The organism is Shinella sp. WSD5-1 (assembly GCF_963942435.1).
Lineage (GTDB): Bacteria > Pseudomonadota > Alphaproteobacteria > Rhizobiales > Rhizobiaceae > Shinella > Shinella yambaruensis.
This window is the reverse complement of sequence record NZ_OZ012597.1, coordinates 259342-271266: the sequence shown is the minus strand read 5'-3', so window position 1 is coordinate 271266 and position 11925 is coordinate 259342. Positions and strand designations below refer to the sequence as shown.

Here is an 11925-nt window from a genome sequence, read left to right as displayed (position 1 = left end):
TTCCCTTCCCGTGATGCCGTCAGTGGCAGCGGAAGCCCGCCGGCACGGTATCGTAGATTTTCAGGGCATGGACCGTCTCGAGCGTCAGTCCGCCGGCCTTCAGCCGGGCCTGCTGCTGAAACGCGCCGACCGCGGCCGAAAGCCCGTCCGGGCCGCGGACGGTCACGCCCGCTTGTCCAAGTGCCTGGGCCAGCGTTGCCTTGCCGCCGTCCGAAAGGTAGGGCAGCAAGTCGTGGGCGGTAAGCGTGGATGCCGCTTCGAGATCGCCGAGATCGCGCGCCCGCGAGATGAGCTGCAGCGCGCGGGCGATATCGGGCCTGGCCATGCCGCATCCGGCCAGATACATGATGCCGAGCGCATTGATAGCGGCCGGATGCCCTTTGTCCGCCGCCGCCTGGTATTGTTCCAGCGCCTCGGAAAGCCGCTCGGCCTTTTCGAGGCTGCGGGCAAGGTTGTGCTTGAGCCGGGCGCTTTCCGGCTCGGCCGCGACGGCATCAAGGCAGGCGGGCACGGCCTTCACGGCGTCGATGTCCTCGAAGGCGATGCCCTTCACGCCGATGAAATTACGCGCGTCGACGGCGAGCCGGTCGCATTCGGTTATGTTGGGTGGACGAAAGAAGAGCGTGCGACTCGTCTGAACCAGATATTCGGGCTTCTGCATGCCGTTCGTGCTGGCAAGCACGTCGCCTGCCGCAAGGCGAAACATTTCGGACACTTCGAGCCCGGGCTGATCGATGAAGCGCAGCAGGCTTTCCGTATAGGGGCTGTGCTCCCTTTCGCCATCGGATGCCACTTGGCCGGCAGCCGTGGCGAAGGCGACCAGGCGATAATAACCGGCACTCGCCTCAGCGCCGGCCGGCTTGGGCAGGTCGATGCGCGCAAGACCGCGCGATCCGTCCGCGCCGTGGAAGAGGTCGCTGAACGGATTGTTCCGGCAGGCATCGAGCACGATGATCTTGGCGGCATCCGGCTTGGCCTTCTCCTCGATGGCCGAAAGGATCAGGTCGACCGCGATCAGGTCGTCCCGCTGCCCGCCTTTCGCAAGATCGACCGGAACGAGGAAGTTGCGGCCGTCGAGCTGAAGGCCGTGGCCTGCATAGAAGACGAAGATCACGTCCGCACCGGACACGTCGCCGGCGAACCGCCGGATCGTCTCCTGCAAGGCGCTTGTCGGCTGGTCGATGGCGACATGGAGGCGAAAGCCGAGGCCGCCCAGTTTTTCCGCCATGGCCCGCGCATCGTTCGCCGGATTGGCGAGCCGGGCCACCGACCGGTAGTCCGCGTTTCCGATCACCAGGGCAACCCCGTCGAAGGCACCGTGCGATGCTGACACCTGTGCCATGGCCGGCGATCCGGCAGGAAGGAAAAGCAGGCAGACGAGCGCGGCGAGAAAATGCCGGATTGCATTTCTTCCAGGAACAGCCCGCATGCCTCAACTCCGCCTTGCACGCATGAACATCGCGGACGTTCTATTCCCGCCGTTCGTCGCCCGTTCACCAGAATTGGTTTCATTCAAACCGAAAAGCGGCAAAGAGGCAACCAGCGGCCTGCGGGCGATCGGAATGCGGCTGGAAGGCTACATGAAGTCGCGCGGAACCGCTTTTTCGAACGTCTTCTCGAAGATCTTCGTTTCGCCCTCGAAGGCGCGGACATTGGCCGAGATCAGCCAGTGCGTCGCGGTGCAGGCGATGGTGGCGGTCGAGACGGTGCGTACGAACCAGCCGGGGCGCTGCATGTCGCAGGTCCAGACGGCCGTGCCCGTCATCGAGAGCGGGTCGTTTTCGGCGATCGACCAGAGTTCGTCGCGGACCTGGCGGGTGGCGAGGCCCGTGCCGGGATGCTCGTTGAGGCCGGTATCCTCGTAGATCGAATATTCGGTCAGGCCGTTCGTCAGGTCCCGTTCCACGCCGCGCGCCGTTTCGCCCGGAGCGAGCTCCGTATATTTCGGCAACGGGTCGGGATTGGCCGGCTCGGGAAGAGAGACGACCCGGTGCGCGCCGAGTTTCGGCAGGGAAAGGCCGAGCGAGGCGAGATCGACCGTCACGCCGGCATCCACCGGCGGCGGCAGCACCATCGGCCAGTAGGATGTCGAGAGCGACAGGCGGATGCGGTGGCCGGCGCGGAAGCGATAGCCCATGGCATCGAGCACGAGGCGGACACGGACCTTCTCCCCTCTGGGCATCGCCTTCGGTTCGGCATTGCCGTCGCGATGGGCGAGGTTGAGGACGCCGAAGGTCACGCGGGTCGCCGTGCCATCGGGATGGATATCGACGAGGCGGGCGCAGAGATTGGCGATATCGGCCTCCGTCGAGAGGTCGAGCTCCAGCACCGGCTGGCCGAGGAAGTCCTGGGCTTCCGAGAGCGGCGGCGTCTCGATGACAAGCGAGCCGGCATCGTCGAGGCGCTGGTCGAGCGCCATTTCCGCGTCCGGCTTCAGCGTGAACCACTCGCCGGCCATGATGCCGGTGTCGAGCGGCGACTTCAGGGTGCGGTCGTGCCCGGTGGCGCCGGCAATCGGCATGCCGGGCGCCAGCGTGCCGTATTGCTCGACGTAGAAGGTCGCCATGTCGGGCGCCTCCCAGCGATCCTTGGCGACCCAGAAGCCGGGATCGGCCTCGCGGCGCAGCGCCGGGCGGGCGGCGTCCTGGATATAGGCGCGCACCTGCGGCGTCTTCTCCGCGCCATTCTCCTCACCGCGCAGCCAGCGGTTCCACCAGGCGATGGCTTCCGTGTGGAAATCCATGCGCGGCTTCGGCCAGGCGAAATGCGGGTATTTGTGAACCCAGGGGCCGATCAGCGCCTTCGCCTTGTCGCCAAGGCCTTCGACGGCCTTGAGCGGCGTGCTGCGATAACCGTCCGCCCAGCCGGCGATGACGAGGGCGGGGACGGGGAAGCCGGCGAAATCCTCGCAGATGGAACCGTGTTTCCAGAAGGCGTCGCGGCGCTGGTGCTGCAGCCATTCCTCCATGAAGAAGGGCTCGTTTTCCAGCCGCTCCAGCCACATCGCCTTCCAGCGCTCGCCGACGATGTCGGGGTCGGGCGAGCGTGACTGATAGGCGAGCATGGTGGCGGCCCAGGACAACTGGGCGGAAAGATGGGTGCCGTTCTTGTAGTGGATGTCGTCGTTGTACCGGTCGACGGTGGAGGCGATGGAGATGACGGCCTTCAGCGCCGGCGGCTTCAGCGCGGCGACCTGCAGGCAGTTGAAGCCGCCCCAGGAGATGCCCATCATCCCGACCGCGCCGTTCGACCAGGGCTGTGCCGCGATCCAGGCGATGAGCTCGCAGGCGTTCGCCAGCTCCAGCGGCGTATATTCCCCGTCGATGACGCCGTCGGATTCGCCCGAGCCGCGGATATCGACACGCACGCCGGCAATGCCGGCGGCGGCGAAGACGGGATAGGTCGATTCATCGCGCATGCACGTGCCGTCGCGCTTGCGGTAGGGCAGGAATTCGAAGACGGCGGGCACGGGGTCCGCCTCGGCCCCGTCCGGCATCCAGATGCGCGCGGCAAGCCACGTGCCGTCGGCAAGCGTGATCCACTGGTTTTCGATGACGGTGAAGGGGCGAGGCATGGCGGGCGTCCGTTTGGCGGGAGAGGCGGATTTGACTGACCGGATGCAGCGCGCGGCGCTGCATCCGGTCATGGATATAGAGGCATAACGTCAGGCGTCGAGCCAGACCCGGCTTGCGACATAGCCGTTGGAGACGTCGTTGCCGATGTCGTGGACATAGCCCTTCACCTGCTTGGAGCAGGCATTGAGGTAGTCGTTGAAGACCGGCAGGATCAGGCCGCCCTCGTCGCGCACGATGAGCGCCATGGTCTTGTAGAGCGCGCGGCGCTTGGTTTCGTCGAGCTCGGCCCTTGCCTGGAGAACCAGCTTGTCGAAATCCGGCCGCTTGAAGCGCGTGTCGTTCCATTCGGCGTTGGAGACATAGGAGGTGGAATAGCGCGAATCCTGCGTCGGGCGCCCGCCCCAGTAGGATGCGGAGAAGGGCTGGACGTTCCAGACGTTCGTCCAGTAGCCGTCATCCGGCTCGCGCTTGACGTCGATGGCGATGCCCGCCTTCTTGGCGCTCTCCTGGAAGAGCACGGCGGCATCGACCGCGCCGGGGAAGGCGGCTTCGGCAGTGCGCAGGAGAACCGGGCCGGAATGGCCGGATTTCTTGTAGTGGAAGGCGGCCTTGTCCGGGTCGAAGGCGCGCTGCTCGATACCGTCCGGGGCGAGGGCATAGGCCATGTTGACCGGATAGTCGTTGCCGAGGGTGCCGTAGCCGCTGAGCACCCGGTCGAGGATCTCCTGGCGGTCGATGGCGTATTTGAGCGCGAGGCGCAGATCGTTGTTGTCGAACGGTGCCGTGTCGCAATGCATCAGGAAGCTGTAGAAGCCCTTGCCGCCGGTCTGGAGGATCTCGACGATCGGCGCGCGCTTCAGGAGTTCGACGGTCTTGGGCTCTACCGCGCTGATGAAGTGGACTTGGCCGGAGGACAGCGCCGCAATGCGCGCAGTGGTGTCGTTCATGACGATGATCTCGACGCTGTCGACGAAGCCGCGGTCGGAGCGCCAGTCGTTCGCGTTCTTCTCGAAGGTCGTGCGCACGCCCGCCTCGAAGGAGACCAGCTTGTAGGGGCCGGTGCCGACCGCCGCATCGGGGTTTTCCACGCCGCCGCCCGGCTGGATGATCAGGTGGTAGTCCGAGAGGATCAGCGGCAGGTCCGCGTTCCCTTCGGCGAGCGTGATCACCAGGTCGCCGGCCTTGTCCTCGAAGGACCTGATCGAGCCGAGAAGCCCGAGCGCGCCCGACTTGGAGCCGGCATCGGAGTGCCGCTTCAGCGTGGCGAGCACGTCGGCGATGGTCATCGGGCTGCCGTCGTGGAACGTGACGCCCTTGCGGATCTTGAAGGTCCAGGTCGCGGCATCGGCGGAGGCTTCCCAGGATTCGGCAAGGGCCGGGACGGCGACGCCGGTATCGGGATGGGATTCGACCAGCGTATCTCCCCAGCAGCGGCCCGTCACGAAGGCGACGCCGGCGCTGTAGCCTGCCGGATCAAGCGTATCCGTCGCAGCGCCGCCCTTCAGGCCGAGCTTCAGGTGCCCGCCGCGCTTCGGCTCCTGCGCGAGCGCGCGCCCCGGCGCAAAGCCTGTCGCCGTTGCGGCGAGCACGCCGAGGGCGGCTGCGCCGCCGAGGAACTCGCGGCGTTTGAGGCTGCCGGTGGAATTTACATCAGGCTTCCAGATGCGCGTCATGTCGTCGGTTCCCCATTTGTGCGGGCTCCGGACATCCACCGGAGCTTTCGAGGAAATCGTAGCGAACATGGGGGCGGGAGAGAATTTCACGACTTGACGCGATTTTACGCTGCTTTACGCTCCTGTTCCCTGGAGTGAACCATGCAGCCGACGTCTTTCCCGATCAATCTCCGGCATGCCTGCAGCACCCGCAAGTCGGTGTCGGAAATCTGCCGCCAGCTCGGCGTCAACCGCCAGCAGTTCAACCGCTATGTGAACGGCGAGGCGGTCCCCTCGCCGCACAATCTGGCGCGGATCGCGGCCTTCTTCGGCGTCAGGCCCGCCGACTTCTCGCTCGACCCGGCCCTGTTCGAGCTGCGCCTCGTGAGCGCGGCCGGCGGAGCCTTCGGCACGGACGTGCTGCATACCTGCTTTCCCGGCAACCTGCCGTCGCTTCGCCGGCATCTCGGCTATTACCAGACCTACCATGTCTCGCTCTCGTGGCCGGGCATGATCGTCTGCTCCTGTGCCCGGCTGGACGAGCACGAAGGTGCGGTGCGCGTGAAATCCATCGAACGCATCCAGGACCGGCCGCATGAAATCCGCCAGTTCTCGAAATATGTCGGCCTCGCCTCGTTTCTCCGCAACCGCATCTTCGTCGTCGAGCGCAGCACCGGGCCTGAACCGATGATCGCGCAGACGATCCTGACGCCCTTCGAAACGCACCAGCGCATTTATCTGAGGGGCATGACGATGGGTGTTTCCTGGCGGAAGCAGAACCTCCCCTATGCCTCGCGCGTCATCTGGCGCCATCTCGGCACGGATACCGACCGGCGCCAGCTGCTGTCCCGCTGCGGCGTGTTGCCGCCAGGCTCGCGGCAGCTTCCCCCGACGGTGCGCGAATTCCTCGACGCGAGCGAAAATCCCGCCATTTCCATCCCGTTCAGCGAGGTCTGAGCATCTTGGGATCTGCGTCCGGCTAGACGGCGACCAGGCTTGCATGCCGTTCCGGCAAGGCAACCGCAAATCGCTCCGGCCCGATCTCCGCGAAAAATTCCCGCGCCACCTCGATGAAACGCCGCAGGAAGGCCGGTTTTGCGCTTCCGTACCGGTCGGCGATCATCAGGCGGGGTGTCGGCAGGATTTCGAGCAGGGGGCGGCGCACCAGACGATCGCTGTCCGGGCTTCCAAGCCCGATGGGGCGCATGTTGAGGATCGACATGCCGAAGCCGCAGGCCACCGCGGCGCGAACGGTATCGTAGCCCCGCGTCCGGAACGAGATTTTCGGTCGCTGGCCCGCGAGATCGAAAAGCGTGACCAGGTAGCCCGAGGTCTGCGGCAGGTCGAGCAGCACCAGCGGCCGCGTCACCAGCTCCGCGAGGCTGAGGCATTGCTTTTGCGCAAGCGGATCGTTCGCATGAAGCAGCGCATGTGCCGGCACATGGGCGAGGGTCACGGCATCCGAGGGAAGGCCCGGGCCGATGTCATAGGCCACGATCGCATCGACCATGTTCGATTCCAGCCATGTCAGCAGTTGTGGTTGCTCGCCCTCGAAGAGCTGGATCTCGGTGCCGCTCGCTGCAACGAACCGGTGCAGGAGTTCCGGCATGAACAGGGCGCCGAACGGCTCGAAGCAGCCGATCTTCAGGACCGGGGGCATGCCGGCGGTGAACTTGTCCATCGTGCGCTCGAACTCGGCCTCCGCCGCGAGCAGGCGGCGGGCCGACGCGACGAACCGCTCGCCTGCCGGCGTAAGCGTGACGCCCTTGGACGGCCGGCGCTCGAAGAGCCTGGAATGCATCTCGCCTTCCGCCTGGCCCATCGCGGCCAGAATGGAGGATTGCGCGATGCGGCACGTGCGCGCCGCAGCCGATATCGATCCCGTCTCTGCGACGAGCACGAGGTAACGAAGCTGGCGAAGGGTCAGATTCATTCATCTATTCCATGTAACAAGCAGCATCATATTTTGCATTTTATATAATTCAACGTTTGCGCGATGCTGTCTTCACTGGTTTTCAGCAGTGGGAAGACGCCGTGAACGACAGCCGCCAGTCCATCTCGCCAATCTCCGATGCGCCGGACCTGTGCCGCATGGATGTCGCGGCCCTCACCGCGGCCTTCCGGTCCGGCGCGCTTTCTCCGGTGGAGGCCGTCCAGGCGGCACTTGATCGCGCCGAGGCCGTCCAGCCGCGTTTCAACGCCTTCACCTTCATCGATCACGCCGGCGCGCTGGAGGCGGCGCGCGCCGCCGAGGCGCGCTGGCGGGCGGGCTCGGCGCTCTCGGCGATCGACGGCGTGCCCGCGACCCTCAAGGACATCGTGCATGTCGAGGGCTGGACCGTGCGCTACGGAAGCCGGGTCACCGATGCCGCGCCGATGAAGCAGGACGCGCCCGCCGTCGCGGGCCTTCGCGCTGCCGGCGCAGTCTTCATCGGCCAGACCACGACGCCGGAGTTCGGCTGGAAGGCGGTGACGGACAGCCCCGCCTTCGGCATCACCCGCAATCCATGGAACCCGGACCGCACGCCCGGCGGCTCTTCGGGCGGGGCAGCGGTCGCCTCGGCCACCGGCGCGGGCGTTCTTCATCTCGGCACCGATGGCGGCGGATCGATCCGGATCCCTGCCGCCTTCACCGGGACCTTCGGCCTGAAGCCGACCTTCGGTCGTGTCCCGGCCGATCCGCCGAGCGTCTTCGGCACGGTTGCCCATATCGGCCCGATGACCCGCAGCCCGGCCGACGCACGGGCGATGCTCGCCGCGATGGGCGGGCGGAGCCTTCGGGACTGGAGCCAGCCATGGGGGGCGGCGTCGGCGCTCGATGCGCAGCCCTTCGGCTGGAAGGGGCGCAAGGTCGGTCTTTGGATGTCGCCGCCGACGGGTTCGCTCGACCCGGCGATCGAGCGCGCGGTGTTGGATGCGGCCCGCCGGATCGAGGCGGCGGGCGCGCGCGTTGAAGCGATCCAGCTGCCCGGCGAACGCCTGCACGACCTGTTCTGCGCCCACTGGATGACCGGAGCCGCAAGCCGCCTTTCGTCCGTCCCCCCGTCGGCACGCGAAGCGATGGATCCCGGCTTCATCGATGCGGCCGGGGAGGGGAGCCGCTTCAGCCTGATGGACTATATCTCGGCGCAACAGGCCCGTGCCCGCTTCGGCGCCGCAATGGACCAGTTGCTTGCGGACTATGATCTCCTTCTTTCTCCCGCCACCGCCTGCCTGCCGTTTGCGGCCGGACGGGAGGTGCCAGAGGGCTCCAGCCTGTCGCGCTGGACCGAATGGGCCGGGTTCAGCTATCCGATCAACCTGTCACAGCAGCCGGCCTGCACCCTGTTCTGCGGCCTGGCCGACGGCTTGCCGGTCGGCTTGCAGATCGTCGGCCCGCGTGGGGAAGACGGCTTCGTGCTCGATGCCGCCGAGGCGGTCGACCGCTTGCTGGGAGCGCCGTGATGCCGGATATCGTCTCCCTTTCCCTCAATGCGCTGACGCTGATGAGCATTCTCATGCTCGTCGCGCTGGGTCTTGCGATCATCTACGGATTGATGGGCATCATCAATCTCAGCCATGGCGAGTTCGTCACCATCGGCGCCTATACGCTGTTCACGGTACAGGCGGCCGGCGGCTCGTTCTGGCTGGCGCTCGTCGTGGCGCCGGTCGTCGGCTATCTCCTGGGCACGGTGCTTGAAATCACGGTGATCCGGCGCCTCTACGACAGGCCCATCTCCACCATCCTCGCCACCTGGGGGCTCAGCCTCATCCTGCAGCAGGCGATCATCCTGGCCTATGGCGCCGCGCCGCGGCCGGTGACGGCGCCGTTCGAGGCGTCTGTTCAGGTGCTCGGCATCACATATCCGGCCTATCGGCTCTTCCTGATCGTCTTTGCCTTCGCCGTGATGGCCGGCTGCGTGCTGGTCTTCCGCAAGACGCCGTTCGGGCTCGATGTCAGGGCGGTGATCCAGAATGCGGGCATGGCGCGGGCGCTCGGCGTGAATGCCGAAAGGGTCTATCGCCGGGCGTTCGCCAGCGGCGCGGCGCTCGCCGCCCTCGCCGGCGTCCTCATCGCGCCGCTCGTCGCCGTGACGGCGCTGATGGGCGTCAACTATCTGGCGCGCTCCTTTTTCGTCGTCCTCGTCGGCGGCGCGGGTTCCATCCCCGGCGTCGTCGCCGGCTCGGCCTTCGTGGGCGGGCTGGAATCGTTGCTCTCCACCACCGTGCCGATCACCGTGGCGCAGGCCAGCGTGCTGATCCTCGCGGTCGTCATCGTGCGGTTCCGTCCGCAGGGGCTGGTGCCGGCATGACGCAACGGGAGAAGACCTGGCTTTTCATCACCCTCGCCATCCTGGCGGCGCTCGCCCTCTATCCGGCCTTCGGCTCCTATTCCGGCGTCTCCGGCCTTCGCGACATCCTGCTTTTCGCGCTCTTCGCCGTCTCGCTCGATCTCTTCTGGGGACGCACCGGCATCCTCTCCTTCGGCCACGCCACCTTCTTCGGTGCCGGTGCCTACGGCATGGCGGTGATGACGATCCACCTGGCGCCGGGCGCCGCCTGGAGCAGCCTCGCGGGGCTTGCCTTCGGTGTCGGCCTTGCCGGCGTGATCGCCCTTGCGGTCGGCTATTTCGTGATCTTCGGCGGCGTGCGCGGGGCCTATTTCACCATCGTCACCCTGGCCTTGACCCTGATCGCGCAGCAGATCGCCATCGGCTGGTCCTCGGTCACCGGCGGGGATGCGGGCCTGATCGGCGTTCCGCCGCTCACGCTCGGCCTCTCGATCACCGGCAAGGTCTTCTATTATCTCGTGGTCGCCGTGCTGTTCGGCATCGTGCTCGCGCTCTGGGCGGGCCTGCGCGGCCAGCGGGGCCTCGTCCTTCGGGCAATCGAGGACGACGAGCGCAAGGCCCAGACGCTCGGCTACAACACGCCGCTTCACCTGCTCGCCGTCTTCGTGCTTTCCGGCCTGATCGCGGGGCTCGCCGGCGCGCTCTATGTGACCGGAACGGGTTTCGTCGCGCCGGACATGATCGCGCTCCTGCTCTCCACCGAGGTCATCATGTGGGTCGCGGTCGGCGGGCGCGGCTCGCTCATCGGCGCGGTCGCGGGCACGATGATCGTCTGGCGGCTGCAGCAGGAGGTTTCCACGCTCAGCGCTTCGGCCTGGCCGCTGTTCATCGGCGCTTTCTTCCTCGCCATGGTGTTCTTCTTCCCTGACGGCCTGCCGGCCGCCGCGCAGAAGCTCTGGACGCGCTGGAAGGGCGTGAAGGAAGGGGGCGCGGCATGACGGGCGGCGAACTGCGCACGGAAGGCCTCGGCCGTCGTTTCGGCGGATTGGTTGCCGTCGAGGATGTCAGCGTGACCTTTGCGGCGGGGGAGGTCTCCTGCGTGATCGGGCCGAACGGCGCCGGCAAATCGACGCTTCTCAACATGATCTGCGGCGCCATAGCGCCGAGCGCCGGCCGGATCCTGTTCGACGGCAAGCCTGTCGAAGGCCTCTCGCGCCACGCGATCGCCCGTGCCGGCATCGCCCGCAAGTTCCAGGTCCCCTCCGTCTTCGGTTCGCTGACGGTTGCGGAAAACCTGGTGGTGGCGGGCGGCGGCGATGCGGAGGCGGTGATGGCGCGCACCGGACTTGCGGCCGAGCGCCATACCCGCGCCGACGTGCTGGCCCACGGCAAGAAGCAATGGCTGGAAATCGCCATGGGGCTGATCCGCAGGCCACGCCTCCTGCTGCTCGACGAGCCGACGGCCGGCCTCTCGCCGGAGGAGACCCAGGCGGTGGCCGATCTCCTCCTGTCGCTGCGCGGCACATGCACGGTGGTGGTGATCGACCACGACATGCATTTCGTGCGGGCGCTTTCCGCCCGCACCGTGGTGATGCACCAGGGCCGGCTCGTTGCGGAAGGCGATTTTTCGGCCATCGAGCGCGACCCGATGGTGCGCGACATCTATCTGGGGCGGGCGTGATGCTGGACGTGAACGATCTGCGCGCAGGTTATAGCAGCACCGAGGTCCTGCAAGGCGTCACCCTGTCGGTCCGAAAGGGCGAGGTCGTGTCGATCCTCGGCCGCAACGGCGTCGGAAAGACGACGCTGATGAAGGCGCTGATCGGCCTCATCAGGCCCTGGGCCGGGCAAGTCGCGCTGAACGGCAAGGCCGCCGCGGGCCTGCCGCCGGAAAGGATCGCGCGGGCGGGCCTTGCCTATGTGCCGCAGGGACGGGGCATCTTCCACAAGCTCTCCGTCATCGAGAACCTGACCATGGGCACGCGTGCGCGCCGCGACGGCAGCGCGACGATTCCAGCCGAGATCTTCGAAATGTTCCCGATCCTTGCCGAGCGTCGCCACCAGCTGGGCGGAACGCTTTCAGGCGGGCAGCAGCAACAGCTGGCGCTTGGCCGGGCGCTCGCCTCGGCACCGGATTTCCTGCTGCTCGACGAGCCCTCCGAGGGCATCCAGCCGAACATCGTCCAGATGATCGGCGACATCCTGCGCAAGCTCGCGGCCGAAAAGGGCCTGGGCGTGCTCCTGGTGGAACAGAACCTCGACCTCGGCCTCTCGGCGGCCGATCGGGTGCTGTTCATGGAGAAGGGGCGCATCGTTCACGAAAGCACGCCCCGGACGCTCGAAGAGGAGACGCTTCACCGGTACCTGGCCATCTGAACACGCCCGGATGGCCGGGATTGCATCAAGGCGAACCAAAAGGGGAACTGA

The 11925-nt window shown here is 66.7% G+C and carries 10 protein-coding genes; 6 read left to right on the top strand and 4 right to left on the bottom strand.

Annotated features, from left to right (window positions below; all coding sequences use genetic code 11):
• Positions 1-19: 19 nt before the first annotated feature.
• From AABQ55_RS24400 to AABQ55_RS24390, 3 genes are all read right to left on the bottom strand, one after another.
• Entirely contained in the window at positions 20-1342 is a 1323-nt protein-coding gene (locus tag AABQ55_RS24400) for a caspase family protein (RefSeq protein WP_272807613.1), read from the bottom strand.
• Between the two features lie 234 nt (positions 1343-1576).
• Positions 1577-3574: a CocE/NonD family hydrolase gene (locus AABQ55_RS24395; RefSeq protein ID WP_272807614.1), complete on the bottom strand. Its 1998-nt coding sequence runs from the start codon at positions 3572-3574 to the stop codon at positions 1577-1579.
• 90 nt (positions 3575-3664) lie between these two features.
• Positions 3665-5248, bottom strand: coding sequence for an ABC transporter substrate-binding protein (locus tag AABQ55_RS24390; protein WP_272807615.1), 1584 nt, complete (start codon positions 5246-5248; stop codon positions 3665-3667).
• Between the two features lie 141 nt (positions 5249-5389).
• On the opposite strand from AABQ55_RS24390, the gene AABQ55_RS24385 reads away from it, so the two are divergent.
• Entirely contained in the window at positions 5390-6184 is a 795-nt protein-coding gene (locus AABQ55_RS24385; protein ID WP_272807616.1) for a helix-turn-helix domain-containing protein, read from the top strand.
• Between the two features lie 22 nt (positions 6185-6206).
• Here AABQ55_RS24385 and AABQ55_RS24380 read toward each other — a convergent pair whose 3' ends face one another.
• Positions 6207-7160 carry a LysR family transcriptional regulator gene (locus tag AABQ55_RS24380; RefSeq protein WP_272807617.1) on the bottom strand — a complete coding sequence of 318 codons (954 nt, stop codon included), beginning with the start codon at positions 7158-7160 and terminating at the stop codon, positions 6207-6209.
• Between the two features lie 101 nt (positions 7161-7261).
• On the opposite strand from AABQ55_RS24380, the gene AABQ55_RS24375 reads away from it, so the two are divergent.
• The 5 genes from AABQ55_RS24375 to urtE are packed head-to-tail and all read left to right on the top strand — an operon-like array spanning position 7262 to position 11874.
• Positions 7262-8671 (top strand): amidase, encoded by a 1410-nt coding sequence (locus AABQ55_RS24375; protein WP_272807618.1) that lies wholly within the window; start codon positions 7262-7264, stop codon positions 8669-8671.
• Positions 8671-9519 carry a branched-chain amino acid ABC transporter permease gene (locus AABQ55_RS24370; RefSeq protein WP_244766243.1) on the top strand — a complete coding sequence of 283 codons (849 nt, stop codon included), beginning with the start codon at positions 8671-8673 and terminating at the stop codon, positions 9517-9519. The genes AABQ55_RS24375 and AABQ55_RS24370 overlap by 1 nt, the downstream gene beginning before the upstream one ends.
• Entirely contained in the window at positions 9516-10496 is a 981-nt protein-coding gene (locus tag AABQ55_RS24365) for a branched-chain amino acid ABC transporter permease (protein ID WP_244766244.1), read from the top strand. The genes AABQ55_RS24370 and AABQ55_RS24365 overlap by 4 nt, the downstream gene beginning before the upstream one ends.
• Positions 10493-11179, top strand: a complete 687-nt coding sequence (locus AABQ55_RS24360; protein WP_272807619.1) for an ABC transporter ATP-binding protein — start codon at positions 10493-10495, stop codon at positions 11177-11179. The genes AABQ55_RS24365 and AABQ55_RS24360 overlap by 4 nt, the downstream gene beginning before the upstream one ends.
• A complete protein-coding gene (gene urtE, locus AABQ55_RS24355; RefSeq protein WP_272807620.1) occupies positions 11179-11874 on the top strand; it encodes an urea ABC transporter ATP-binding subunit UrtE in 696 nt (231 codons plus the stop codon). The genes AABQ55_RS24360 and urtE overlap by 1 nt, the downstream gene beginning before the upstream one ends.
• The last annotated feature ends 51 nt before the right edge of the window (positions 11875-11925 follow it).